The organism is Ruegeria sp. CDSB086 (assembly GCF_059611065.1).
Map to the genome: position 1 here is coordinate 302690 of NZ_JBXWOV010000005.1, position 26904 is coordinate 329593.

The 26904-nt window shown below is 54.8% G+C and carries 25 protein-coding genes; 17 read left to right on the plus strand and 8 right to left on the minus strand.

Going from position 1 to position 26904, the window contains the following annotated elements:
• Positions 1-15 precede the first annotated feature (15 nt).
• The 6 genes from napG to AC2FIO_RS12555 all read left to right on the plus strand — a co-directional run bounded on the left by napG (position 16) and on the right by AC2FIO_RS12555 (position 5782).
• The gene (gene napG / locus AC2FIO_RS12530; RefSeq protein ID WP_496697985.1) at positions 16-834 is read left to right on the plus strand and encodes a ferredoxin-type protein NapG; all 819 of its coding nucleotides are present in this window, start codon (positions 16-18) and stop codon (positions 832-834) included.
• Entirely contained in the window at positions 831-1748 is a 918-nt protein-coding gene (napH, locus tag AC2FIO_RS12535; RefSeq protein ID WP_109311112.1) for a quinol dehydrogenase ferredoxin subunit NapH, read from the plus strand. Before napG ends, napH begins: the two co-directional genes overlap by 4 nt.
• A 12-nt stretch (positions 1749-1760) precedes the next feature.
• Positions 1761-2198 carry a nitrate reductase cytochrome c-type subunit gene (locus AC2FIO_RS12540; RefSeq protein ID WP_282119339.1) on the plus strand — a complete coding sequence of 146 codons (438 nt, stop codon included), beginning with the start codon at positions 1761-1763 and terminating at the stop codon, positions 2196-2198.
• A gap of 29 nt (positions 2199-2227) precedes the next feature.
• Entirely contained in the window at positions 2228-2929 is a 702-nt protein-coding gene (locus AC2FIO_RS12545; protein WP_496697988.1) for a NapC/NirT family cytochrome c, read from the plus strand.
• A 13-nt stretch (positions 2930-2942) separates the two neighbouring features.
• Positions 2943-3200 carry a hypothetical protein gene (locus AC2FIO_RS12550; RefSeq protein ID WP_496697990.1) on the plus strand — a complete coding sequence of 86 codons (258 nt, stop codon included), beginning with the start codon at positions 2943-2945 and terminating at the stop codon, positions 3198-3200.
• A 194-nt stretch (positions 3201-3394) separates the two neighbouring features.
• The gene (locus AC2FIO_RS12555) at positions 3395-5782 is read left to right on the plus strand and encodes a fatty acid cis/trans isomerase (protein WP_496697992.1); all 2388 of its coding nucleotides are present in this window, start codon (positions 3395-3397) and stop codon (positions 5780-5782) included.
• A 72-nt stretch (positions 5783-5854) separates the two neighbouring features.
• On the opposite strand, the gene AC2FIO_RS12560 is transcribed toward AC2FIO_RS12555, so the two are convergent.
• Both AC2FIO_RS12560 and AC2FIO_RS12565 read right to left on the minus strand, forming a co-directional pair.
• Positions 5855-5977, minus strand: coding sequence for a hypothetical protein (locus tag AC2FIO_RS12560; RefSeq protein WP_496697993.1), 123 nt, complete (start codon positions 5975-5977; stop codon positions 5855-5857).
• Positions 5978-6097: 120 nt separating this feature from the next.
• Positions 6098-6709, minus strand: a complete 612-nt coding sequence (locus tag AC2FIO_RS12565; RefSeq protein ID WP_496697994.1) for a TetR/AcrR family transcriptional regulator — start codon at positions 6707-6709, stop codon at positions 6098-6100.
• Between the two features lie 745 nt (positions 6710-7454).
• Here AC2FIO_RS12565 and AC2FIO_RS12570 point away from each other — a divergent pair.
• The 7 genes from AC2FIO_RS12570 (at position 7455) to AC2FIO_RS12600 (ending at position 15153) form a co-directional block, all read left to right on the plus strand.
• Positions 7455-8519: a hypothetical protein gene (locus tag AC2FIO_RS12570; RefSeq protein WP_496697996.1), complete on the plus strand. Its 1065-nt coding sequence runs from the start codon at positions 7455-7457 to the stop codon at positions 8517-8519.
• 208 nt (positions 8520-8727) lie between these two features.
• Positions 8728-10146, plus strand: coding sequence for an MFS transporter (locus AC2FIO_RS12575; protein WP_496697998.1), 1419 nt, complete (start codon positions 8728-8730; stop codon positions 10144-10146).
• 170 nt (positions 10147-10316) lie between these two features.
• A complete protein-coding gene (locus AC2FIO_RS12580; RefSeq protein ID WP_496698000.1) occupies positions 10317-10589 on the plus strand; it encodes a hypothetical protein in 273 nt (90 codons plus the stop codon).
• Between the two features lie 18 nt (positions 10590-10607).
• Positions 10608-11039 carry a DUF2141 domain-containing protein gene (locus AC2FIO_RS12585; protein WP_496698002.1) on the plus strand — a complete coding sequence of 144 codons (432 nt, stop codon included), beginning with the start codon at positions 10608-10610 and terminating at the stop codon, positions 11037-11039.
• Between the two features lie 166 nt (positions 11040-11205).
• A complete protein-coding gene (locus tag AC2FIO_RS12590; RefSeq protein WP_496698004.1) occupies positions 11206-12978 on the plus strand; it encodes a DUF1800 family protein in 1773 nt (590 codons plus the stop codon).
• A gap of 4 nt (positions 12979-12982) precedes the next feature.
• A complete protein-coding gene (locus AC2FIO_RS12595) occupies positions 12983-14365 on the plus strand; it encodes a DUF1501 domain-containing protein (protein WP_496698005.1) in 1383 nt (460 codons plus the stop codon).
• Between the two features lie 197 nt (positions 14366-14562).
• Positions 14563-15153: a TetR/AcrR family transcriptional regulator gene (locus AC2FIO_RS12600; protein ID WP_058276671.1), complete on the plus strand. Its 591-nt coding sequence runs from the start codon at positions 14563-14565 to the stop codon at positions 15151-15153.
• 26 nt (positions 15154-15179) lie between these two features.
• Here AC2FIO_RS12600 and AC2FIO_RS12605 read toward each other — a convergent pair whose 3' ends face one another.
• The 3 genes from AC2FIO_RS12605 to AC2FIO_RS12615 all read right to left on the minus strand — a co-directional run bounded on the left by AC2FIO_RS12605 (position 15180) and on the right by AC2FIO_RS12615 (position 18348).
• On the minus strand, positions 15180-16241 hold the full coding sequence (locus tag AC2FIO_RS12605; protein ID WP_496698007.1) for a 2Fe-2S iron-sulfur cluster-binding protein: 1062 nt from the start codon (positions 16239-16241) through the stop codon (positions 15180-15182).
• A gap of 83 nt (positions 16242-16324) precedes the next feature.
• Positions 16325-17200, minus strand: a complete 876-nt coding sequence (locus AC2FIO_RS12610; RefSeq protein WP_496698009.1) for an ABC transporter six-transmembrane domain-containing protein — start codon at positions 17198-17200, stop codon at positions 16325-16327.
• Positions 17197-18348 carry an aromatic ring-hydroxylating oxygenase subunit alpha gene (locus AC2FIO_RS12615; protein ID WP_496698010.1) on the minus strand — a complete coding sequence of 384 codons (1152 nt, stop codon included), beginning with the start codon at positions 18346-18348 and terminating at the stop codon, positions 17197-17199. Before AC2FIO_RS12615 ends, AC2FIO_RS12610 begins: the two co-directional genes overlap by 4 nt.
• Before the next feature lie 275 nt (positions 18349-18623).
• On the opposite strand from AC2FIO_RS12615, the gene AC2FIO_RS12620 reads away from it, so the two are divergent.
• Together AC2FIO_RS12620 and AC2FIO_RS12625 are read left to right on the plus strand one after the other, a co-directional pair.
• The gene (locus AC2FIO_RS12620) at positions 18624-19853 is read left to right on the plus strand and encodes a patatin-like phospholipase family protein (protein ID WP_496698012.1); all 1230 of its coding nucleotides are present in this window, start codon (positions 18624-18626) and stop codon (positions 19851-19853) included.
• Positions 19854-19961: 108 nt separating this feature from the next.
• A complete protein-coding gene (locus AC2FIO_RS12625; protein ID WP_109311124.1) occupies positions 19962-20873 on the plus strand; it encodes a LysR family transcriptional regulator in 912 nt (303 codons plus the stop codon).
• 28 nt (positions 20874-20901) lie between these two features.
• On the opposite strand, the gene AC2FIO_RS12630 is transcribed toward AC2FIO_RS12625, so the two are convergent.
• Positions 20902-21480 (minus strand): TetR/AcrR family transcriptional regulator, encoded by a 579-nt coding sequence (locus AC2FIO_RS12630; RefSeq protein WP_496698014.1) that lies wholly within the window; start codon positions 21478-21480, stop codon positions 20902-20904.
• Between the two features lie 193 nt (positions 21481-21673).
• Between AC2FIO_RS12630 and AC2FIO_RS12635 the strand changes: the two genes are divergently transcribed.
• A complete protein-coding gene (locus AC2FIO_RS12635; protein WP_496698016.1) occupies positions 21674-22861 on the plus strand; it encodes an aromatic ring-hydroxylating oxygenase subunit alpha in 1188 nt (395 codons plus the stop codon).
• 174 nt (positions 22862-23035) lie between these two features.
• Here AC2FIO_RS12635 and AC2FIO_RS12640 read toward each other — a convergent pair whose 3' ends face one another.
• Both AC2FIO_RS12640 and AC2FIO_RS12645 read right to left on the minus strand, forming a co-directional pair.
• On the minus strand, positions 23036-24586 hold the full coding sequence (locus AC2FIO_RS12640) for a class I adenylate-forming enzyme family protein (protein ID WP_496698018.1): 1551 nt from the start codon (positions 24584-24586) through the stop codon (positions 23036-23038).
• A 104-nt stretch (positions 24587-24690) separates the two neighbouring features.
• Positions 24691-25188 (minus strand): flavin reductase family protein, encoded by a 498-nt coding sequence (locus AC2FIO_RS12645; protein ID WP_109311127.1) that lies wholly within the window; start codon positions 25186-25188, stop codon positions 24691-24693.
• Positions 25189-25374: 186 nt separating this feature from the next.
• On the opposite strand from AC2FIO_RS12645, the gene AC2FIO_RS12650 reads away from it, so the two are divergent.
• Positions 25375-26814 (plus strand): coniferyl aldehyde dehydrogenase, encoded by a 1440-nt coding sequence (locus tag AC2FIO_RS12650; protein ID WP_496698020.1) that lies wholly within the window; start codon positions 25375-25377, stop codon positions 26812-26814.
• Positions 26815-26904: the final 90 nt, after the last annotated feature.

A 26904-nucleotide genomic window follows, 5' to 3' on the forward strand; every position in this document is an offset into this window, starting at 1 on the left:
GCAAAGGCCGTCCCCATGCCCTTTGAAGGTAAACCTCTTTCGCCGCAACGGCGTCGCTTCCTGCAGGATGCGGCGCGTGCGTCGGGCGGCTGTGTGGTCGCCGGGTCATTGTTGGCATGGCTTGCCCGCGATGCCCGCGCGTTGCCGGCCGAAGCGTTGCGCCCCCCCGGCGCGCTACCGGAAGAGGCGTTTCTGTCCGCTTGCATTCGCTGCGGGCTTTGCGTGCGGGATTGCCCTTACGACACATTGAAACTGGCAGAATTGGGCGTGGATGCGGTTGCTACTGGGACGCCCTATTTCACAGCGCGGGATGTGCCTTGTGAAATGTGTGACGACATCCCTTGCGTGGCCGCCTGCCCCACCGGTGCATTGGATCCAGCCCTCGACAATATTGATGATGCCAAGATGGGCGTTGCCGTCCTTGTCGATCAGGAGAACTGCCTGAACTTCCTTGGCCTGCGCTGCGATGTCTGCTATCGCGTCTGCCCCGTGATTGATGAGGCAATCACGCTGGAAACGGCCCATAACGAACGTTCAGGCCACCACGCACTGTTCATCCCGACAGTTCATGCGGACCACTGCACAGGCTGCGGCATGTGCGAGAAAAGCTGTGTTCTGCCCGAGGCTGCGATCAAGGTCCTGCCTGCGCGCTTGGCCCGCGGCAGCAGTGCCGATCACTACCGCAAAGGCTGGGAAGAGAAAGAGGCCAAAGGCGGTCCCCTTGTTGAAGGCCTCATCGATCTGCCGGACCGACTGCCCGGACCGGGCACCGACAACCTTGCCGCACCGGGCGGGTTCGCACCAGCATACGATTTGCCGGGGGTCGGACAATGAGTGCACGCACACATATGCCGGCCGGAATGGAGGCCATCGAAGAAAAAGGTTGGGTGCGCGCCCACAAATACCTGCTGCTGCGCCGCGCAAGCCAGTTGCTCTTTCTGGCTGTGTTTCTTCTGGGACCGTGGTTCGGCATCTGGATCGTGCAAGGCACGCTCGCGGGTTCTTTGACGCTGGGCGTGCTACCGCTGACCGACCCATTTATCTTACTGCAAAGCGCGATCGCCGGGCATTGGCCGGAATTGACGGCCCTGATCGGCGGAGTGATCGTTCTCGCCGCTTACGCTCTGATTGGTGGGCGCGTCTATTGTTCATGGGTTTGTCCGATCAACCCAGTCACCGACGCAGCCAACTGGTTGCACAGACGTTTGGACCTGCCGAAAGGCTGGCAGCCCAAGCGCAGCACCCGCCTTTGGATATTGGCTACCGTCCTAATCGTCTCGGGCGCTACAGGCATGATCGCATGGGAGCTGGTCAACCCGATCACCATGCTGCATCGCGGGCTGATTTTTGGCGCGGGGTTCGTGTGGGCCATGATCATTGCCATCTTCGTGTTCGACCTGTTCGTTTCGCGCCACGGCTGGTGCGGTCACATCTGTCCGGTTGGCGCATTTTACGGCCTGATTGGTGCCAAAGGTTTGCTGCGGGTCAGCGCCTCAAATCGCGCAGCCTGCGATGATTGCATGGATTGCTATGCCGTTTGCCCAGAAAATCAGGTCATATCTCCTGCGCTGAAGGGTAAGTCGGGTTCCACACCACTGATCCTTTCCCCTGACTGCACCACCTGCGGTCGTTGCATCGACGTGTGCGCCGTCGACGTCTTCAAATTTACTCACCGGTTCGACGACAAGGTCGCCGCACCTACTGATCCAGTTCCCGCGCCCGATCCGCGCGCAGCCAGACCTATCTGAGGGAGTGCCAAGATGAACAAGCCAACCCGAACAGGCCTTATAGCCCTTATCCCCGTTTTACTCTTGGGCGGATTCGCCCTTGCGCAATCAGCTCAGGTAGAATCCCTGCGGGGTGCCGATGTGGATGAACTGATCCCTCTGGAACAGATCCACAAGAACGTCGAAGGGCGCATGCAGCGCAACTATCGCCAACAACCGCCGCTGATCCCGCACTCGGTCGAGCAATACCAGATCGACACGCGCACAAATCAGTGCTTGTCCTGCCACGACTGGACCAAAGCCGGCGAACGCAACGCCCCGACATTGTCGATGACACACTATCTGGATCGCGACGGCAACGAGTTGGATCACATCGCAGGCACACGTTATTTCTGCAACCAATGCCACGTACCGCAAGCAGACGCGCCGCCATTGGTTGACAACGTCTTTCAACCGTCCTCGGGCAATTAATCCAACGCAAGAATGAAAGGAGCACCAACATGGCAGACTCTCCTGAAAAACGCGGGTGGATTGGCCGCATCTGGAACTGGATCTGGACCCCGGCGGTTGCCTTTAGCTCGGGCTTTCTGATCCTTGCGGGTTTTCTGGCTGGGATCCTGTTCTGGGGCGGCTTCCACTGGACGCTTGAGCTGACGAATACCGAGGAGTTCTGTACCTCATGCCATACGATGGAGACTAATCTGGGCGAGTATCGTGAGACGATCCACTACAACAACCACTCCGGTGTGCGGGCCATCTGTTCCGATTGCCATGTGCCGCATGAATGGAACCACAAGATCAAAGCCAAGATCATGGCGGTCAAGGACGTCTATCACGAGCTGGCAGGCACGATCAGTACGCCCGAGAAATACGAAGAGCATCGTCTGAGCATGGCGACCGCCGTCTGGAAGAAGATGAAGGCCTCCGACAGTCGCGAATGCCGGAATTGCCACAACTTCGACTATATGGATTTCACGTTGCAGGAAACGCGCGCTGCCTCTGAGCACCAACGCGCCATTGATGAAAGCATGACCTGTATCGATTGCCACCAGGGCATCGCCCATAGCCTGCCACCCGGCTATCAGGAGCGGTATCAGGAAGTGACCGAAACTCTGGCCAGCAAAGCGCAGGGTTCGTTGCAACAACAGGCCGCAGCTGACGGCGATGACATCAAGTCATTCCTGAGTACTCGGGCAGACTGAAAAGGGACACGACATGCTGGAAATTCTGGGAACAATCGGGGCCAACGTCATCAGTCTGCCGGGTATCCTTGGGCTGGCCCTGGGAATGATGACTCGCCGCGTTTGGCTGGGCGCATTGATGGGGGGCATTGTCGGGGTGTTGGCAACCTTCGTATTCGCTCATGGTTCATTTGCCACGGTCGATACATTTGAGCTGTTGGTCGCAATTGGCATTGGCCTTTGCGCTGGTAGCGTGGGATCGGCCATACGCATCAAGGGTGCAACGGTCTGACATTATTGGCGAACTAAGCTCCTAATAAATTTACTTTGCCGCATGTGAAATTGCGGCAAACACGCCCAACGATGCCTCAACGTAAAAGTTCAGGAAACGCGACAAACGATATCAATTCAGTAGTATAACCCTGTTAAAGCCTTTGGGCTTGGCGTGATGGTCAATGAAAACAAACCATTCAGACGGGGGCATCTATGCTGCGAACATTACAAGATTGGTGTTTTTTCACCCGTGTTTTAGCGGCTTCGATTGCATTTTTGCTTGCTGATCAGGGTTTGGCCCAGTCAAACGCAGAAGCACCCGGCGCGACCATTGACGACAAGCTGGAAAATGCGGACTGGGCTAACGTGCAGGATATCCTGAACCACCGCTGCGTGGTGTGCCACAGCTGCTACGACGCACCCTGCCAACTCAAGCTGACATCCCCTGCCGGCCTTTTGCGTGGCGCCAGTAAAGAGGCGGTCTACCACTCCGAACGACTAAAAGATGCGCAACCAACACGGCTTGGCATCGACGCGCACACAATTCCCGGGTGGCGGGATCTTGGTTTTTTTCCCGTTCTTCCGTCATCCGAGGTGACCGGCACGGGCGGGTCGGTGTTAGAGCTCTCTCTTAACCTCGGCAGGCAAGCCCGTTTGACGGCTAACGCACCTGTCCCAACCCAACTTGGTTTGTCGATTGATCGCCCCTTGACCTGCCCTACAACGCAGGAATTCGACGCCTTCAGCACGGCAAACCCAAGGGCGGGAATGCCCTACGCCACAGCCCCACTGAGTGAGCAAGAATACCAAACCCTCATGTCATGGCTTAAAAATGGTGCGCCCTTGCCATCGGCCACTCCACAAATCCCTCAGGACATTCAGGATCAGATCACAAATTGGGAGGCCTTTCTGAACGTGCCCGACCTGCGCCATCAATTGATGAGCAGATATGTATACGAACATCTGTTTCTGGCGCGTCTCCATTTTCCATCCGACAATCCAAGACAGTTTTTTCAGCTGGTGCGGTCCGCCAGCCCGCCAGGATCAAAGATTGAAATCATCGCGACACGCCGTCCCTTCGATAGTCCCGGCCCAAGGCCGTTCTACTATCGCCTGCAGGCATTCGACGAAACGATCGTGCACAAAGATCATCTGGTCTATAGTTTTGGTCCGGATCGTCTGGCGCGATACCAGCAGCTATTCCTTGATCCGGCGTGGTCCGTCACCGAGTTGCCTGCGTACGGAGAAGACGAAGGCGGCAACCCGTTCAGCACCTTTGCCAACATACCGGCCCGCAGCCGTTATCAGTTTCTTTTGGACGACGCATTGTTTTATGTGCGCAGCTTCATCCGCGGACCGGTCTGTCACGGCGAAACCGCTGTTGATGTGATTGAAGATCGGTTCTGGGTCAGTTTCCTTGATCCGGATGCGGATCTGTCCGTCACAGACCCCAGCTTTTTGGCGGACGGGGCGGCCTTTCTGGAATTGCCAGTGAGTACTGCAGATATAGGGTTCTTGGGTGACCTTCACGGAATGTCCCACGAAAACCAGATCAAGTACCTTGAGTTTAGGGATGCCCGATATCGCAACAGCGCGGCGCACAAAAACGGGTTTGGATATGACGCAATCTGGGATGGCGAGGGCACCAATCCCCAGGCGCTGATTACCGTGTTTCGGCATTTCGATAATGCCTCTGCTATGACCGGGTTCCACGGCGGCATCCCCGAAACCGCATGGGTTATCGATTATCCGGTGTTCGAACGCATTTATTACGACTTGGTCGCAGGCTTTGATGTTTTCGGTCGGCTCGAACACCAGCTTTCAACCCGGTTATACATGGACGAACTGCGGATGGAGAGTGAGGATAACTTCCTGAACTTCATGCCGCGCGGTGACAGGCAAAGGATACACAAAACCTGGTACCAGGGGGCACTGGCCGAGCTACACACCTATTGGCACCGGCGTCGTGTCGATGACAGTTTTCCGACTGGCATAGATTTTGGATCGGGCACGCCAAAGCAAGAGTTCCTTCTGGAACTTCTAAATCGCGGCAACGGACTTTGGGCTGTCGAGGACACGATCAACAGATGCAAAGGGGCCGTCTGCTCGAATGGCAATTCAGATGTTGTGGACAACTTGCGGGCGCTCGCGGTTCAAACCGGCGATTGGGTCAGGTATCTGTCAGATGTTTCCCTGCTTTTGGTGGACAACGAAGATGGTTCCACATCTCTCTATTCGCTGCTCCACGACAAGGCCCATTACAATGTGGCGTTCTTGTTTGAAGAAAAAGATCGCAGGAATCCGCAAGCCGACGTGCTGACCATCCTGCCCGGAGTGATCGGAAGCTATACTAACTTCTACTTTCGAATTCAGGAAACCCAGCTGGCGTCTTTTGTAACCGACCTCAAATCAGTGCGGTCGCAGGCCGAATGGATCGATTTCGTAGCCACTTATGGGCTGCGCAGGACAAACCCGGGGTTCTGGGAAACCAGCGATCAGGTGATGACCATGTTTCAGGCAAGCGACCCTATTCAGGCAGGCGTGCTGGACCTGAACCGATATAAGGACCCTCGATCCGATAGCGATCCTGAAAACAACTAAGTCCGCCCATTGAAAAAGGGGCGCCTGATCATTCGCATTTTATCAACTCGACGCAGAAAGAAAGCCTAATACCTAGGCCACGTCATCGGGCCAAACTGAAGTAGCAGGAAGCACAGCAAACGCGGTTGATACAGCATTTTCAAAAGCCGATGCCGCCTCGTTTACTTTATTTTCTGGCATGACAATATACTGCATGCAAGAGCTCCGTCAGCCCCAGATAATCGGCGGGAATCCTTGTTTGTAACCCGAGCGGAAACAGAACGAAAATAAACCCCGGCAAGCGAATAGCGAGATGGCGGAGTATTGGTCCGCAACTTAATTTTCACCCGTCAGGTAGCCTATGATGCTTTTTAGGTGCTGCGCGATGTCCTCGGCGGTGATTGGCATCCCGGCAATGCTTTGCTGGATGTAATACCGATAGGCGCCATCCAGCATCACATAGATGTCCACACCACGCACATCATTGATCGCAAACTTCTTTCCAAGCTCGTCACAAATTGCGATATACCGGGCCTCGACGTCAGCAACTCGCGGCCAGAGCAAACCATCGAACATAGCCTGATTGCGGATATCATACCAAAGCCTGTGCAGATGCGCATAGTTGATGATCGAATGGGCAAACAGATCGATATAGGCGCTGCGCGCCTCGCGCGGGCTGAGTTCTGCATCTAGAATCTCGTTCAGCTGTGACGTGAAACGGTCGACCGACAGATCTACGCAATATAACAGCAATCCCTCTTTTTCGGGAAAATAATACTGTATTTTGCCCAGCGACACGCCTGTCGAGGCCGCGATATCCCGCAAGGTGGTGTTGGCGTATCCAGCCCGCGCAATTGTCGCAATCGCGTTCTCGGCAAGATCGCGTCGCTTCTGTTCTCGGTTCCTGTCGCGCTGTTTGGCCCGATTCTCTTTCAAATTTTGCGTCATCCGCCTTTCCTAGCGCAAATCCCGCAAAAGTTTGAGCGGAACCCTGGTGTTTGCGGGAACTGGATCAAAGCCCTGAAAATACAACGTTTACCACGAAATAATATTTCAATTCAAACGTTCAATACAAACGTATTGAAAAGGTGTCAGCTATGTGCAACAAATAACTGTCATAATCGACAAACAAATAACCAACAGGCAAGCAACAGGAGCAAATCCGTGACCTATCCAGAATACGTTCGGGTCGTTGGTAGGGTTCGCGCAGAACAGTTGTTCCGTAACGCGGCGCAGACCCAAGAGGAGCGTGCCAATCAAAACATCTAAACAACGAGGAGGTGTCAGCCCGGGGATACTCGCACCGCAATAATCAGATCAAAACCCGGCCTAAGACTGGGCTGCAATAAACGACAGGGACTATGAAAAATCGCGCAATCGGCTTGTTTGCCGAACCAATTGGTATTGCCTGCTGCAAAGCGGCCCACATCAGGGTCGAGGCATTGCATTCAACGGAAAACAACGTTCCGCCATCGCACCTAATTGCGACGGCCTCACGCTGCGCGCCTCCCTGCTGCACCACAAACAGTTTCACAGGCCGGAAGCGCAATCATTTGAAGACACGTCATTCGATGGTTGCACGACCATGCGCAAACCACGGCGCTTTCAACATGCCGCCGCGCCCTAGCGCCACGGTCACATCAGGTTCCCTCGGCACAATCAAAGACACAAAGCCGAGGAAAGGGAGGGAAGAATGAATAAAATTGCAACATTGGCATTGGGCGCGGGCTTGATTTCAAGCCCAGCATTTGCCGGCGGAATCGAGGGGTTTCCATCGGTAAACCGGTTCCTTTTTGAGCAGGGCCGTTATGTCGAAATCACCGGAGGATGGGCCGATTCAAAAACCGAAGGCACTGAGTTTGGACAGCCAACAGGTAACGTCACCCCCAGCATTAGCGGCCTGTCCCTGGCTTACAAACAGGATGTAGGCGACAAATGGGCAGTCGCAATCCACGGCTTCAACTCGGTCAACTATAAGCTACTGTACCCAACCGGTACCGGCGCTCCGTCAGCTGGCACCAACGTCCGGTATCGCGGCACTGAAGTCGCCCTGATGGCGCGGTACAAGTTCAATGAAAATTTTAGTGCCTTCGCCGGGGTACGGTTCGAAAAGATTAACGATTTCAGCGGTGCACTGATCAATCCTTCTCTCAGCTACTCGCTGGATTCCGAGGGTGACTTCAACCCCGGCTTCCTTGTGGGTGCCGCGTATGAGATCCCGGCGATCGCGTTTCGCGCCGACCTGACATACTACTCGGAAATCGATCACGATCTGGATGGTGTCGAACAACTGCAACCCCTTTCGCCATCTGACGTGACGACGCAATTGAGCACCCCTCAGACAGTCGCACTGAACGTGCAAAGTGCGATCAGGGGCCCTTGGGGTGCCTTTGGATCGATCCGTTGGAGGAACTGGGATGATGTCGCCGTAGAATCTCCGGTTCTTGGCGGTCCGCTTGCGGAATTTGCGGAAAACTCGGTCGACTACCAAATTGGCGTCGGCTACCTGCTGAACCCGAAATGGTACTTCTACGGCATTCTGTCCCGCTCTGAACCTGAAGGCGGTTTTGTTGGCTTTGACTATGAAGGCGGCGGCAAAGGTATCACACTGGGTGCCGTGCACTCGATTGGTCAGACCCGAATTCTGGTTGATGTCACGTATGGCACGCTTGGCGATGTGAACGAACCTGACGCGGGCCTGCAGATCCGGGATGTTTCCGGCACCGCTGTACGTGTGAGCCTGTCGCATAACTTCTGATCAAGCACCCGACTGCGAACGCGGTCGGGACTTGCACTCCACTACGCGAATGGCCCCTGCTTGTTGCCTGTTGAATCGGCGGTCATTTGCTTCTCAAACGCGGTCGTTAGGCACCTTTTCTAACACCTTTGACAAAAAACGATCCTTGTGATCTGCTTTGAGTGATCGATCACTCACCGTTTTGCTGCAAGAAGATCCGGAGGAGAAAATGAACACCAGTACTGAAAGCCCACCGGTCAGCATGCAACTGTTTTACGGGGCGGGCGGCATAGCCAACGGCATCTTGTCGAACGGGCTGAGCTTTTTCCTGCTTATCTACTACAATCTGGTCATCGGCCTTCCGGCCGAGACGGTGGGGTTTGCGCTTTTCATTGCTCTGATGTTCGACGCTGTGTCCGATCCTGTTGTCGGTTACTTGTCGGATAACACGCGCTCTCGGGCCGGCAAGCGCCACCCGTTCATCTACGCGGCGATAATACCTGTCGCGCTCCTTTTCTGGTTAATTTGGAACCCACCTGCAGCACTGACCTCAGAGACCCAGCTGTTCTGGTTCCTGCTGATCACAACGATCCTTCTGCGGACGGCGATGACGTTGTTTGACGTTCCACACAACGCGATGGTGCCAGAGTTGACCAAGGACTATGGCGGAAGAACCATGTTGTCTGGCCTCAAGGTCTCGGTCACCTGGATTGCCGGTCAGATCATGGTCATCGCGATGTATGTGATCTGGTTGGTTCCGACCGAAACGATGCCTTACGGCATCCTCAACCAGGCCGGCTATCAGGAAGCAGGCCTTGTCGGTGCAATCCTCATAGCGCTGGCTATCACTGTCACCGCCTTGGGCACGCGCAAATGGCAGAATAGAATGCTGGATATTTCGCATGTGGCGACCTACAGCATCTCTGGGTTTTTCAGACAGTTTTTCGCGGCGTTCAAGCTGCCTGCATTACTTGCCATCTTTGTCAGCTCGGCGGTTTTCGCGGTGGGCGCTGGGATCGGAGCAGCTTTGTGGACCTACCTGACCTCGTTCTTTTGGGAGCTGAACAATGACCAAATAGCTCTGATCCTGATGGCCAACCTGATCGGTGCTTTGATAGCGGGCGTAACCCTGAAACCTATCGCAGGATCCGGCGACAAAAAATCGAGCGCCATATACTTGTCGATCCTCTCGGCAATTGTCGGTGTCGCCCCTTACGTGCTGCGTGAAATCGGGTTCTTCCCTGCAAATGGCACCGAACTTCTGATCTGGTTGCTGTTTGTTCACGGCATTCTGCAAATCATCCTGATTGTCTGGACCACATCTCTGCTGACGTCGATGACCGCGGACGTCGTTGAATTGGGTATCAGCCAGAACGGTTTCCAGAACGAAGGGATCATCACATCGGTCATCACATTCGTGCTAAAGGCGGGCACGGCTGGCGGGTTAGCGATCTCAGGAATGTTTCTGGCATATGTAGGCTTTCCGGAAGCGCCAGACCAATCGAACCTTACCCCCGAGGTCACCCGTGCACTGGGATGGAACTATGCCTGCCTTAGCCTCGTCATATACATGGCCTCGATTGTTGCCCTGATGTTCTACCGGTTGGACAAGGCGCAGTTCGACCAGCTTCAGGCAATCCATGACTAAACAGCTGGCAGGTCGCCCGCGTGGACGGAACTTCAACTGATCAGCAATGGCGGCAAGCCAGAATATTACACAGCCTCTTCAAAGCCACGCAGTTTTTTGAGGCATAGGTAACCCATCGTCGTGCCCACTTTGATGCGGGCACAAACCCCGAAAATAGATAGAGAAGTTCAATGCAATACCTCAAATCCCACCCCCTTTCTTGGATCATCTTCTTATGTTTGCTGTTGGCCACATGGTTTCAGGTCTACGCGATCTGGGGGTTGCTGTTCATGTGGTGGGCCGCCTCATCCTTCATGACCGGCCAGGCCTTTTTGATTGAAACAATCGACAGCCGAGAAAACCCGCCGCTTTTCTACGCCATCACGATCATGTGGTTCACCTTCGGGCTGCTTTACGTCGTGCAGGATCTCGCATGGCGTCTGTTTGGAATTTACATCGGTTAACTGTTCAGGAGAAACTCAATGACCAAAACTGCATTCATCGCTGGCCTTATGGCTCTTGCAGCATCTCAGGCGGCGGCCGGGGATATACAGATCGATATCTCTGGTGTCGATTCTAGACGCGGAGGCGTCCTTCACATCCTGGCCTTTGACGATAAGACCGCGTTCGACCAAAGCCAGATGGCGAAAATCGTAGGCTACGCGAAGATCCCCGCCTCAGGTAGCACAGTTTCCGGAACGCTCGAGAACCAGAAACCCGGACAGCTTGCGATCATGATACATCATGACCAGAACGACAACGGCCAGTTCGAGATGAAAGGGCCGATCCCGCAAGAAGGTTGGGCATATTCCAAGGGCGCAGGCGTCAGATCGTTGCCGGCGTTCGAAGACGCAGCGATTGAATACGATGGCAATACCTCATCGCTTGGTTTGAAAATGAATTACGCAAACTAAAGCTACCTTTCAAATTTGACCCCAACTGCCCCGGAAACGGGGCATTTTTTTTGCGGATTTCGAATTCTTCGAGTTGAAACGGCGGGGCTAAGTTTTATTTTGTCTCAAATGACAATTTATGCCAATCCCAGTTACTGTCGTAAGATCTAAAGGACCGCCATCCACCATGAAGTCATCCTTGGAAGACACCAGTCAATTCTTGATGCAGGCCACGCTTGGGGCCGATCAGAGATTACTGCATCAGGTCAGCAAGACCGGCCCGGAACGCTGGTTGGATGATCAGCTAAACGCCTCGATCGGTAACAATGGGCCGTTCGAAAAGTCCACTCGCAAGATTTGGAAGAGCTTCCGAAAGCGCCTAAAACGCGCGCATGGCGAATGGGCGATCAACGGCGACGGCAACAACCCCGCCCTACCCTATAAATGGTATTTCCACATGGCCTGGTGGAACCACACGCTGACGCAGCGCGACGACCTATTGCGTCAGCGTGTTGCGCAGGCGCTGTCCGAGATTCTGGTTATTTCGGACGCATCTTCGCTGGAGCTGGATGCCATCGGGATGGCGAATTACTATGACCTGCTCTATAAGCACGCGTTCGGCAGTTATTCAGACCTTCTGTACGATGTGTCGATGCACCCGATGATGGGTATCTACCTGTCGCATATGACCAATCAAAAGGCGAACGAGGCCAAGAACATCCATCCGGATGAAAACTATGCGCGTGAGATCATGCAGCTGTTTTCCATTGGCTTGTTCGAACTGAACCCCGATGGCACGGAAAAACTGGATGCCAGTGGGGATCCGATCCCGACCTATGACAATCGCGACATCAAGGAACTGGCTCGGGTCTTCACCGGCTTGCTGCCCGCGGCCTATGAATACGAGTGGAACACATCGTTCTGGGAAGACAGCTATAATGGTTATCCAGTTCAGTTCGATGATGGGGTCGAAAAGGCCTATAAGACAGTGCCCTTCATTGACGCGACCAAACCGATGATCGTGGAAGAAGCCTTTCACGACCGTGGCGCAAAATCCCTGCTGAACGGTCGTCTGACCTTGCCCGGCGATCAGTCCGGCCCAAAAGAAATCCGTTCGACCATCGACCAACTGGTTGCCCACCCTTCGACCGCGCCGTTCATCGCAACCCATCTGATCAACCGGCTGGTCACCTCCAATCCCTCGCCCGCCTATGTCGAAGCGGTGTCGCAGGCATTTGGCCCAAACGGAGATCTGAAAAGCGCAGTTCGCACAATCCTGACCTACCCATTGACCAATGAGGTTGCCGCTAAACGTCTGCCGTCGGCATACAAATCCCCGACAAAAATAGTACAGTCCCAAAAGCTGAAATCGCCCCTGCATCGCGTCACGCAGGTTCTGATTGCGTTTGGAGCGCATAACCAGACCGGCAAGCTGTGGCTGCTGGGTGATGACATTCAAGAGGCGCTGCAGATGCATCCACTGTCCGCGCCCACTGTGTTCAATTTCTACAAACCCGATTTCACCCCTCATGGCGCATTGCAGAAGATGGGCCTTCGCGCTCCCGAGTTTGAGCTGCACACGGCCGCAACCTCGGTCGCTTATGTCAACAACATCTACTACTGGTTCTTTGGCGGCTATCTCCCGCTGGTTTCGACCCAGATCGGCGCGGGTCCCGAGCAGATGATGGTGATGGAGTTTGACCCCGATACGCTATGGGCCAATTCCAAGAACGCGCTGAGCTTCGATCTGAGCGAAGAGATCAAAATAGCAAAGAACCGAGGCCGTCATGATGAGCTGATAGATCGGATTTCGGTCCTATTGACCGGTCGGACTGATGCCGTAGTGCGCAAACGGATCAAGCAAGCCTATGTGCAGTATGCGGACAATCCCGAATGGGTGGTGCAGACCATCGCCTTCATGATTGCCGTTTCCCCAGAATTCACCGTGCAGGAGACCTGAGCCCATGCTGACCAAATCCTTTACGCGCCGGCAGTTTTTGGCCTCGACCGGTGTTGCCGCAACTGGCGCATTGATGGGTGCCGCCCTGCCCGGCTTGGCGCAAGCTGGGACGGGAATGATCAAGCCCGCCCGCAGGGCGCTTGTTTTTGTTATGCTGGATGGCGGCAATGACAGCTTCAACATGCTGGTACCAAAGGACAAAATCGCGCATGGCCAATACTCGGAAACGCGGGCGAATCTTGCCCTTTCGCGAGGTGAGCTGCTGGACTTGGATACGCCCAAAGATCGGCTGGGCCGCAGCTTTGGCCTGCACCCGTCGATGCCCGAAATGGCCGAGCTGTTCGATCAAAGGCGCCTCTCTTTTGTCGCCAATGTTGGGCCCTTGGTCGAACAGGTCCGGAAAGAGCAGTTCTATGACGGCTCGGCCGCACTCCCCCTAGGACTGTTGAGCCACGCAGACCAGTTCAAACATTGGCAAACCTCGCGCCCGGATCTGCGTGTGAATGTCGGATGGTTCGGGTTCTTTGCCGACGACCTGCAGCCCTCAAAGTCGGCGCACGAGATCGGAATGAACATCTCATTGGCCGGAAACAACATTGCGCAAAACGGCAAGATCGACTTGCCATATTCAATCACAGACAAAGGCAGCGTCGGTCTGTATGTGAAAGAAGAGAAGAGCCCACTCAACGATCTGCTTTTGGACAGTTTCAACCGAATGATGAACGCCGATCAAAACGGCGATCCCTTCCGCGCGACATATCTGAACCTGACCCGCGACGCGCAGTCCAAACACGAGACGTTCAAATCAGCGACCCGCGGGATCAAGATACCCCGGTCCTTCCCGTCTTCGGACCTTGCACAGCAATTGCGCATGGTCGCCAAAACGATTGCTGCCTCGGACCGGCTGGGTCACGAGCAGCAAACGTTTTTTGTGCGCTATATCGGCTGGGACCATCATGATGAACTGTTGGCGAACCATGCCCGTATGCTGCGCGTTTTGTCCGAAGCGTTGGGAGCGTTTCAGGCAACGCTTGACGATATGGGCTTGGCGGATCGTGTTGTGACGTTCACGGGATCAGATTTCGGCCGGACGCTGACGTCGAATGGCAACGGTACGGATCATGGTTGGGGGGGCAATACCCTCGTTATGGGAAATTCTGTCAAAGGTGGGCAGATTCTGGGGGACTACCCCGAACTTGGCCTAGCCAGCGACAACGCGCTTGATGTAGGCGACGGCGTTTTGATTCCAACGACCTCGACCGATCAACTTTATGCTGACCTGTCTCTTTGGTTTGGTGTGCAACCTTCGGCATTGAACACTCTGTTCCCAAATCTCAACAGATTTGCGGATGCGGCGGGCGGAGAAAGGCTTGGGCTTTTCGCCTAGACCCACCGCCCCAAACAGGTCGCCCAACCGGGAAGCTTGAACACTGCTTGCGTTTGATTATCGTCTGGAACGATGGGCACTAATGTAGAAAGCGCTGAAGAGTGGTAGACACTCTAAACTTAAATTGACTGTCAGTATTGACAGTCAATTTCAACTAAGATATCTCTAAAATTCCGTTTCTGTGTAAGGGTAATCGCATGGGTCGCCCCTCGGTACAAGATCAACGTAAAAAAGAAGTCCTCGATGCCTTTATGTCGTGCGTCGTTCGCTACGGCGTCGAAGGGGCCACACTTGAACATATCGCGGCACAAGCCGGGCTGAAGCGCCCACTGATCCGCCATCACCTTGGCAACCGCAAAGCCATGGTTCTGGCGCTAGGTGAGCATGTCGTCGAAACGTTCAGCAAACAGACCGAAACATTGCGCGTTGCGCTGGACGAACATCCCGATGTCCGCAATCTGATCGAGGCCCTGTTCAACTCTGACGGTGAGATGGATCCCCGGATAAACATTTGTTACCAGGCACTCGTCAACTCGATTGAGATCTACCCGGAGCTTCGCAAACCGTTGCTGGAATCGATGGAGGCTTTTTACAAGGTCGCGATAGATATTGTTCTTGCCTCACACCCAAAAGCCGACAAACAAGCCTGCGAGATCGTCGCACACGGAATCATAAACCTTTTTATCACCACGGATGCTTTCGTTCCGCTTAAACCGCCAAAAACATGGGGTTATTCGTCCTACTTCGCCGCGCTGAAACTGGCTGAAACATTGGAAGAAAAAACCTGACGGCGACGGCCAGGCCAACGGCCGGGTTAATCATAACTAACCGCAAGCTTGTCCGTCGTGGCAACCGCCTGGCAAGACAGGACCGCACCTTTCGCGATCTCATTATCATCCAAAGCGGTTCGCGCCCGCATATGAACTGCGCCCTTTTTCACCTGACACCGGCACGCGCCGCAGACCCCAGACTGGCAGGAATATGGCGGCTCCAACCCCGCCTGTTGAGCAGCTTGTAAGATCGTCTGACCGGATGCCATCTTAACCGATTGTCGCTGACCGTTCAGCGTTATGTCCACAACAGCATCAACGCCCTTGATACTGTCATCGGTCTCTTGAACGCCGCCGTAGCTTTCCATGTGAATCCGATTGGCAGGCACATCCAAAGACATAAGCGCGTCTCGAACCGCTTTGTTCATCCCGCCGGGACCACAGATGTAGTACTGGGCATTCTGGGCATAAGGCGGATTTTCTGTGGTCAGCGCCTCGATCGCATCCTTGTCGATGACACCCCGGCGCCAATAAGCGAAACTGGACCACATTGAGGGTTTGGACAAAAGGTGATGCACCGTCAGGCGTTCAGAAAAAGCCTGCTGGTATGCGGCAAACTCATCTTTGAACAGGATACTGTCTGCGTTCGCATTACCATAAGCCAGATGTGCAACCGACCAAGGTTCGGCCAAAAGCACGGACTGAAGCATGGAATGCAACGGGGTGATGCCACTGCCAGCCCCAAAGAAGTAGTGTGTGCGCCGTTCCTCCGGGTCTGTATCCAGACAAAAACAGCCAAATGGCGGCATGACGTCGATCACATCACCCTTTTGAACCGTATCGTTGATATGGTTGCTGACGAGTCCCTTTTTCACCCGTTTGACGGTGATACGCAGCGGATCCCCTGAGACGGGCGAAGACGAGATCGAATAACTTCTGCGCACCTCTTCACCTTTAATCCAAAAGCGAAGGGTCAGGTGCTGACCGGCACGCCAGGCAAAGTCTTGGGCCAGATGTGGCGGCACGTCGAACATGACGGATTTGGCCTGCCCGCCGATCTCGTTGCGCGTTTCAAGCACCTCAAGCGGGTGAAAATCTCTGGTCATTTAAGCCTCCGAAATTCGTGCCAAGCGAATGGGCGGGATGTGTGATGATACCCGAAATGGGCCGGGTGTTTGAATTGAACGGTTTAGGCATTGGCACCCTGTTTTGATGCTGGCGCGTTGATCCGCTCGGTAATCTCGGACAAGCGCGCGAGGCTTTGCAGGACCATCGGCAAAACCACGACCGATTGCACAAACTCGAACGAATAGGTGACAACCGAGAATATCTGCCCTGCCGTCGCCCCGCTTTGCGTCGCCGCAAACCACAGATTGAAGGCCAGCATACTGAGCAAGACAGCAAAAATCGCAGCGTAGACAAGTGCCTCGGAATCCGACAACCGAACCTCATGCGTGCGCAATCGAAACAAGTGTTGGCCGATCTTTTTCAGATCCATGCTTTGCAACGCAGTCACCTGTCTTTCTGACTGGTGGTTCAACAGCCCATTCAGGCGGAAGAAGCGACGCGAAAACAGGGTAAAGATGATCAGGATAATCACAGCAGCGGTCCCTGCGGCGGTGGCAAGTGCCCCGTGAAAGGACATCAGAATACCGACCGAGACCAGAACCTGCACAACTGCACCCATCGATTCAGGGGCCTCATTTTCCAGAAAATCAACCAACTCGCGGGCCATCAGAACACGCGCATTCAGCACCGAGACTTCGCGCCCCGCATCCCGTTCGGCCTGCGCCTTGCCCAATTCGACGCGGATCGTACCATAGGCCCGCGTGTCGTAAACACGCCGCAACGTCGACACAACCAGCAGCGCTGCCATCGCAACACCGAAATGGATGAACGACGTGTAGTCCCCATTCGACAGGCCGTCGATCGAATAGCCGATCAACAGGGGAAGGAAGATAAACAACCCCGTTGCAACCAAGGTCAGACCCCAGGTCGTTGCGATCTTTGTGCGGAAGACCCGCAGCAAGGTCGCAATCGACAACCGGTCGTCGGAGTTGATCATTCTTCTTGCAACCAATCGCGAACGACCCTTTGGTGTTGAACCACGGGGCTTTCCCCAACGGCGGCTGGACCGACCTCAAAATAGGGCGATGTCAGGGATTTCTGTTGCTGTTCACAGGCATAGATGTCCTCTTGCGTGAAATCGCCCGAGGCCATCGGATCGTTTTCATCATACGCATCATCACCGTCATATTTGCCTTTGATACCAAAATTGTTCCAGAAAGACGCCGACCGGGTGGCCTGTTTCGAAAACTCCCAGCCCGAGGCATTGGCAACACGCGTCCGGTTCAGAATCCGCGTCCTGTCCGGAGCAAGCGGGGTAATGATAAAGACGTTCCACACGTCCTCAGACGCGCCAATTCCAACCCCTGGAAACAGCATCGGCACCCATGCACCATTCTGATCTTCAGGAACGACCCGAGGCATCTGAAGCTTTTTGTTCTGATCTTTGGCGAACTCTTCGACCGGCGGTTCCCAAAAGATGTAGTGCGGCCCGTACCAACCATATTGCGCATTGGCGTGGTCATACATTTGTAGGGTGTTCGAATGAAGGTGGCTCAGATGGTAGACGTCGATGTAATTCTCGACAACGATCTTCCAATTGGCTTTGATTTCATAGGTGTTCGAGGTGTCCTCGTGTTCCACCAGCTCTTCTGGCACGTGTGGTCCAACCTTATCGTCCACGTCGCCAAACCATTTCATGATCGACCCTGCGTTCGGGTCGGGATGCACAAACAACATACCCTTCCAGATATCGACCGAAGCAGGTTTCAGGCCAAGGCAGGATTTGTCGACGGACTTATATTCGCGATGCTCATCCGGGACCGAGATCAGGTTGCCCTCAAGATCATAGGTCCAGTCGTGATAGGGGCAGGTCAGCGCTTTTTGGGTCTTTCCCACAGCGCGGATCAATTGGGTGCCCCGATGTCTGCAGATATTGTGGAAGGCCCGCAGCCTGCGATCCCTCCCCATGACGATGAACAAGTTGTTCAATCCCGCCTGAACCGAAAGATAATGGCCTGGCTCGGGCAAATCTTCCATAAAACCAGCAAAACGCCATGTTTTTGAGAATATCTCTCGCTGTTCTCGGTCGAACCACTCCTGCGATGTATACGCCTCTGCAGGTAACTCATGGTACATTTGCGGCATGCTGTCCCCTCCTAGGGCCGTCGTCTTCACGGTTGGCAAGCTAAACGTTTTGACCTCAGCAACAGTGGTTAACACATGCCCGATCTTACGGTGCTTTGAAACGAGATAGGCAAACAGCAAACAACTGTCAATGGTGACAATTTAAAGAATGAAATCAGCCGAAACATGTAAGCAATTTTTTGCGATGTCCGCTGTTTCGATCGGTGTCATCTCGCATATTACCTAACGATACAATTGGATTAAGGCGCCTGCAGAGATTTGGCACTCAACAAAATATGCTTGGCAATATACAGAACGGCACCACTTTCAAAACAGACAATTCACCGATGCCCTCATTCAAGATTTGTGTCAATTTCGCCCTCGCGCTGATGCTAACCGCATGTGCCGGCAGCTATGATCGGACAGCACTTACGCCGACGCCCGAGAATTACGAGACCTTTCTGCCGGTTGGAATAACCCCGGACAGCCAGTATTTCGAGGATGATAGCCGCGACCCTCTGGCAACTCTCAATGCGGAAATGCGCAAGACGCTAGCACAGGTTCCAAGGGGGCAAGGTCTGAACATTCTTGCGCTGTCAGGCGGCGGCCAGCACGGCGCTTTTGGAGCCGGCGTTCTAAATGGTTGGACCGACAAGGGCACCCGCCCTTCCTTTGGTGCGGTCACCGGAATCTCCACCGGCGCGCTAATTGCGCCCTTCGCATTCCTCGGCCCGGATTATGACAGCCGCCTGAAGCGGTTCTACACCGAAACCGCGACCCGGGATGTCGTGCGATTAGACGTTTCGGGTACCGTCTTTGGGCGCGGTTTTCTGACCAAAGCAACGCCACTGAAAGCGGCAATCAAGCAAGAACTGACCGACGATCTGATCCGCGAGATCGCGGAGCAGCACAGATTGGGCCGCCAGCTTTTGATCGGCACCACCAACATCGACGCGGAACGTCCGGTGCTGTGGAACATCGGAGCTATGGCCCAAACCGACACACCGGGCGCACGGGAGCTGATCCGGGATGTAATTTTGGCCTCGGTCTCGATACCTGTCGTATTCCAACCAGTTACAATCAAGGTGACCAATGGCGAAGTTCAACGCGAAGAACTGCATGTGGATGGCGGTCTGACCCGCGAGATTTTTGCCTACCCATACGACTTGCAGATGCGTCAGCTATTGCGGGACGCTGGGCTGAGCAACCAAAAAAACCGCATTTGGTTAATCCACAACAAAACGCTGGAACCGAGTTTCGATCCCTTGCCCGGAAATGCAACCGCAGTGGCTAACCGCGCGTTCGAGATGCTGATCCGTTCGCAAAGCCTTGGCAATATCGAAAGCATCCTGACCCTCGCGAACCGGGACGGGTTTCAAGCCAATATCACCTATATCCCCAAGGAACTTCAAAGAAAGCCGCAGGAACCCTTCGACCCCGAATACATGACCGAACTGTTTGCGATCGGTTATTGGGCCGGACAGCATAAGGAAGGGTGGATCTATGATGCGCAGCAGTGGCAGTGACGAGGACTTAAGGCCCGGCCAATTACTGAAGCAGACAATCAACAAGATGTTTGAACAAAGCGCAAATAACTGCAAGATAACGGGGCAATTCATGAGCAGATCGCATAGATGGTAACGCCACGCCGCCTCTTCCCCTCAATTTCATCACTCCGCGCCCTTGAAGCGCTGGATCGCTTAGGCTCGGCTTCTGCGGTCGCTGATGAGCTTGTCCTGACCCAAAGTGCCGTCAGCCGGCAATTGCAAACATTGGAAGCCCAGCTAGGTGTCGATCTGATCCGTCGGGATCGCAAACGCCTGCTGCTGACGCCAGTTGCGCAGGAATATGTTGCCGAGGTTCGGCAAGGCCTGAACCAGATCGCTCAGGCCTCGCTAAAGCTGCACATGGCTCCTATTGGTGGCACCTTGAACCTTGCGATTTTGCCGACGTTCGGAATGCGGTGGCTAGTGCCCAGATTACCCGAATTTGCCCGAATGCACCCGGAAATAACCATCAACATGTCGACCCGCCTGCGTCCGTTCAGTTTCACCGCTGAACCCTTCGACGCGGCGCTGCATTTTGGAGAACCCGATTGGCCCGGCACGGATCGGCTGTTGCTGCGTGTGGAAAGTGTATTGCCGGTTTGCGCGCCATCCCTGCTGCCCAAAGGCGCGCCGCCATCACCGCGAGATCTGCTGAAACTACCATTGCTGCACATCCAGACCCGGCCCCACGCCTGGCAAGAATGGTTCAGTCATATGGGGACAAGCCATCCCGACGCATTGCCCGGAACGATTTACGATCAATACACAACGATCAATCAGGCGGCGGTTCACGGTCTTGGCGTTGCGTTATTGCCCAATTATTTGATCGAACAGGACCTCGCGACAGGCAAACTGATCGCAGCCTTCCCGGACGCGGTTGAGATGATGGGCGCCTACTATCTTGTTTGGCCGAAAACCAAGTCGGACGACCCGTCGCTGCGCAGCTTTCGTCACTGGCTGTCCACGCAGGCCCAAACCGAAGAGGGCCTGCCGCGCTGACGTCGTCGGATGCGACCCGACTTGGCAATCACAAAGTTTCCGTCAGCAATGAAGCCGCCCGCCTCAATTCGGTGCGCCAATTTGACGGCGCATCAAGTGCGGCCAGTGAATCGAGGGACAGGAAGATCGTTGAAATGCCCTGCGCCACGGCCTTCACCCGTTCTGGTGTGGCGTCGGGCGACACGCGAGCAAGGAACTTCTCAAGAACCGCCACAAAACGTGCCAGGACTTCCAGCAACGCCTCCGCGAGTCCGGGATGATCCCCGACTGATGCCGATAACCCCTGCCACGCAGCAGCAAGCCGCGGATCGATCTCTTCATCTTCGGCAAATAGGATTTCCAAGAACTGATCGCCTGTTTCGATCTGTGTAAGATGACAATCCAACTCCAATGTCAGATTGTTGAACGCGTCTGCGACATGCTGATTTAGCGCACCAATCATCTGGTCACGATTGCCAAGGTAGTGCCGTAACAAAGGTCGCTTCACACCCGCCTGGGCCGCGACACGCTCTTGAGTGGCGCCATCAAGCCCGTACCGGGCCACGCAGGTCATATAGGCATCAAGGATTTCTTCTGACCGTTGCGGTTTTAAGCTCGGGCGCGGCATAGCGTTTCCAGTCTCTTCATCAGGCTCAGGACAAGAGCCCTTGAAATCGTGATTATCCGCAGTTTTTGCGGCCAATTTCTTCCAAATCGTCAAAATTAGTGAACGATCACTTTGCATTGACTTATGCCGCGCTCCAGGTTACCTGTCAACGTTGACAATAATGAAAACTTAGCAGCCATTTGTGAGATCCTTCATGCAACAGCCAAACCAAATGCCAGAGGTCGCTACCCAGGAATTGCCACCCGAAGCCTACACATCAGATGAATGGCTGGCGCAGGAAAACAAGAAGCTGTTTTCGCGCAGCTGGGTGTTTGCTGGCGTCGAGTCAAAAGTTGCCAATGCGGGCGATTACATGACGACCAAGGCAGGGCACTTTACCCTGGTCGTAATCCGCGGAAACGACGGCGAACTGCGTGCGTTCCACAACATTTGCCGACATCGCGGAACCGAACTGTTGGACCACGGCTGCGGCAATGCGGGCAAGACGATCGTGTGCCCCTATCACTCGTGGACTTTTGGCCTGGATGGCGCGTTGCGTGGTATCCCCGACCAGCAAGCCTGTTTCCCTGACATTAACAAAAAAGAAAACGGCCTGCACAGGGCTTCGGTCGCGGTCTTCAAGGGCATTGTCTTTGTCAATCCCGAACCCGATCAGGACTTGTCAGAATGGCTCAGCGGATTGGAAGATGTCGTCTGGCCGCACGACATCACCAGCCCTGAACTGATATCTTACGGTGAACTTGTAACCTATGAAATGCAGTGCAACTGGAAAGTGTTCTTCGAGAACGCCATCGACGGATACCACCTGGCCTATCTGCACAAGAACACACTGGGCGGCCCAACTCAGGACAAGAACATCTGGGACCCTTATGGCGACAATCAGGTTTGGTACTCGACTGAAAACGAAACCGTGCGTTCGCGTGTTCCGAATTTCGTGTCAACGCGAATGGACAAATGGAACGCGAAGAAAATCCCGCATGCTGAGAAAGAAGGCTATGGCGGCGTCTACATGTTGTTCCCGACAACCCTGATCGTGGCAAGCCCGTGGTCCTACTCGATATCCGTGATGGAACCTGTAAGCGCCGGTGTGACACGGTTGCATGCTTATGTCTGGGCCGCAAAATCATGGATGTCGAGCCGCGGTTCCGTCAAGGATATCCCCGGCTATGACAAAGTATCCGGCATGATCAAAAGCTCGCACTGGAAAGTGCATCCGCTGGAAACGCAGGACTTCCAGACCGAGGATGTATATGTCGTCGAGAAAATGCAGCGTGCGATGATGTCGCCCAAATACACGGTCGGCAAAATGGCCTCTGGTCCGGGTGCTGAATCTCCGCTGACCTACTTTCAGAGATCGGTTCTGCGCCACATGGAAGCGTAGGTACACGCGGCAAGCGACAGAGATTTCACTGGGTCACTTTCTCAACCGGATGGCCTGCTTCATTTGAGGTGGGCCATTGAAACGACGAGGCTTGACCGCATTTCAACGATCAAGCCTCACACTGTTTTTCGAACTTTCATTTCCTGACCAAGAGCATTCGGTCAGGAACGGTGCTTATGCCGCACCGCTTTGGTCGTCGCGACTGCAAATCTCGATGATCTCGCGTTTTTGAATTTTACCTGTCGGGCCTTTGGGCAATGCATCCCAAATCTCGATATCTTTCGGGATCTTGAAGTTGGCAATCTTACCCCGGCAGTACTCACGCAGTGCCGCGCCGCTAACAGCGGTATCCGAGTTCAGGGTGACAACGGCATGAATCCGATCCCCCCATTTTGGATCGGGCAAGCCGAACACACTGACTTCGTCGATTGCATCATGTTCAGCCAGACAGTTTTCGACCTCGATCGGGAACACGTTATAGCCGCCGGACTTGATACGGAACTTTGCCCGGTCCTTGAGATGCACGTAACCCTCTGCATCGATCACTGCGATATCCCCGGTATGCAACCAACCATCGCGGACAGTTTCCGAATACTCCACCGCTTGGTTCCAATAGCCAGGTATCACATAGGGCGAGTGTATCAGCAGCTCACCCGCCTCACCGCTGGGAAGATCATCGCCCTGCTCATCCACAACACGGACGTCCACGTAGTAAAGTGGTCGACCCGCGCTTTCCAGACAGTTGTGCCCGTCTTTCAAGGCGCGTTCGTGATCGGTTGCTGTCAGCATCATACCCATGCCCATCAGCTCGGTCGTGCCAAACATCTGCAGGAATTTGCACCCGAAAGCCTTGAGCGCATCCCGCACCGTCGCAGGTGGAATTGGCGCCGACCCATACCCCAACTGCCGGATCGACGAGCAATTGTATCGCGTGATCAGCCCGGAAGACAGCAGGTCATTCAGCATCGTTGGCACCAGAACGCAGATCGTCGCCTGCTCGCGGTCAATAAGCTTAAGCGCCGTTTCGGCATTCCATTCGCCGACAATAGCGCATTTGGTGCCGTGGAACATGTTACGCAGCAGGTGAATGATCGGAACGCCCGATGCCGGCATCGCGTGCAGCCAGACATCATCCGGACCCGCACCTTCCGTCAGAGCGATTACACCCATCGACTCGATCATCAACGCGTGAGGATAGATCGCACCTTTCGGCAAACCGGTTGAACCGGTGGTGTAGCAGATCATCAATTGCTCATACGGGGTATGGATGAAGGCTCCGCGATCAGATGCTGATGCGATCAGGGTTTCATAATCCCGCTCCAGCGTATGCTGCGCACCAACTCCCACCAGCACCGGCTGGCGTTTGCTGAAGGTCAGTGCCTCTTGGGCGATTGCAACTTTCGTGTCCTGCACGATCAGAACATCCAAGCCTGCGTCGTCAATCAGCGCGCCAATCTCGCGCGGGGCAAGGCGATAGTTCAGACCCACTCGAATCGCACCGGCCTTGGCGCAAGCGCCTATGGTTTCCGCAACCTCGATGCAGTCAGGCAGGATCACCCCGACCCTGTCACCCTTGCGGACATCCAGCGGCCGCAACGCATGCGCCAGCGCATCTGTTCGCTGGCCTAACTCGCGCCAACTGCAACGGCGGTCCAGTTCCACATAAGCATCTTGATCCCCAAAGCGGTCTGCGTTTCGGTCGATCAGCTGTCCAAGCGTCGGCATTGGTGTCTCCTCCCGGGCATCACGGCAATTCTTAAGTTACGTGATTGTCGTTTTTGGTGGTGTGGGGCGTGCGAGGTCAGGTGAAAATTCACTTTGACCCTACATCAGCCTTCCAGCGGTGTGAGTTTGTGAAATCCCTTGCGCCCATAAATAAGCGCCGACTTTTCCGGGTTCAGGTGAACTTCTTTCACCATACCGAAGAACACCGCATGTGTCTTCGTGTTTGCCCAGTTGTCGACCACGCATTCAAAGGACACGACGGACTCTTTCAAAACAGGCAGACCCAGATCTCCTTTGATCCATGTCCCGGCTGCCTGGAACTGTTGTTCCTTGTCCATTTTCGACGAAAAGGCACCGACAACCTCGGTCATGTCATCAGGTATGAGGTTTACGGCAAACTTTCGGCTGTCCATGACGACGCCATATGTTCGCGCTGTTCGGTTGATGCAAACCAACAAAGCTGGCGGATCGGCCGTTAGCGAACATACCGCTGTCGCCGCCATTCCAGCACGCGAATCTTCGAATTCTGAAGTGATGATGGTCGTTGAGGCCGCCAGCAACTGCATGCCGGTCTTGAACCTGTCTTCTGTGGTCAGGGTCATACTGCGCTCTTGCTAATTAGTGAACGATCACTTACCTTCCACATCGCCGGATAAATGTCAACGCAGACTTCGCAGCCCGGCGGCAAAGAAACGAAACCCGACCCTTGTGACCAAGGGGACAGAACGGGCACACAGACCAACAGGAAGGCGGTTGCACACCGCAAAGCCAACCGCAGGAGACGCGTATTGAACCAGCATAGCCCCAACCCCGCCGAGAGCCTCGCGACGCTTTTGGAGACACAAAAAGCCCACCAGGCCGAACATGGCGTGCCAAACGCGGCTGAACGCAAGGATCGCATCACGCGGTTAATCGACCTAGTACTGGATAATCGCGATGCCATGATTGACGCGATCTCGTCCGATTTTGGCAATCGGTCACAACATGAAACGATCGCGGCCGACATCGTTGGCACGGTAAAACAGGTAAAATTCGCGCGGGACAACCTTGATCGTTGGATGCGCCCTGAGAAGGCAAAAGTCGAGTTTCCCCTGGGATTGCTGGGCGCGCGCGGTCGCATCCATTATCAACCCCTGGGTGTCATTGGAATTGTCAGCCCCTGGAACTTTCCGATCTATCTGGCCATCGGCCCAATGGCCGAAGCCTTTGCGGCAGGCAACTCGGTTATGCTGAAGCCGTCAGAGTTCACACCCCGCACATCCGACCTTTTGAAGTCGCTGATAGAAGCAGACTTCGCCCCGCACGAAGCCGTGGTTGTGACCGGTGGCGTCGACGTCGCACAGGCGTTCACTGCCCTTCCTTTTGACCACCTGCTGTTTACCGGCGCCAGCACCATTGGCCCGCACGTCCTTCGTGCAGCAGCAGAACATATGGTGCCCACAACACTGGAACTTGGAGGCAAGAACCCCGCCATCATCGCCCCCAGTGCAGATATGAATCTTGCGGTCGCCCGGATCGCTGCGGGCAAAGGGTTCAATGCGGGTCAGGTTTGCCTGGCACCGGACTATGTCTTGGTCCCACGCGCAAAGATGGAAGAATTCGCCACCCAGCTTGCGGCAAAACTTGCCGAGGCCTTCCCGACCCTGTCCGGCAACCCGGATGTAACACATATCGTGACCGATCGCCAATTCGACCGGCTCAAGGGCCTTGTGGAGCAGGCACGCTCGGCAGGGGCGCGGGTCGTTCAGGTCAATCCCGCAAACGAAGATCTCTCAGCCACAAATGAGAAAATTCTGCCCCCGACACTGATCGTCGGCGCCGATCCGGCGCTGGACGTCATGCAAGATGAAATCTTCGGGCCGATCCTGCCAATCCTGCCTTACGACTCGCTGGATCAGGCCATTAGCTTTGCCAACACCCGTCCGCGCCCTCTGGCGGCTTACGTGTTTGCCAAGGACGCGGGCGAGCAGGAACAGGTGATGGAAAGCACCATTTCCGGCGGAGCGTGCATCAACGAGACCATCATGCATTCGACCCAGAACACCCTGCCCTTTGGCGGTGTCGGAAACAGTGGCATGGGCGCTTATCACGGCCTGCATGGCTTCCAACGGTTCAGCCACGCAAAAGCTATTTTCAAGCAGATCAATATGGATGGCGTCTTCAAGGCTCTTCGCCCGCCCTATGGCGAGAAGTTCTTTAAGACAATGGCGCCGTTCCTGAAAAAATAATCTGGTGCACCAAAAAAGAAGGGAGCTCTGCATTTGCGGAGTTCCCGTCAGTCGTTTTGCGGTAATGCCGGCAGCGCGGCTTGTTATAAG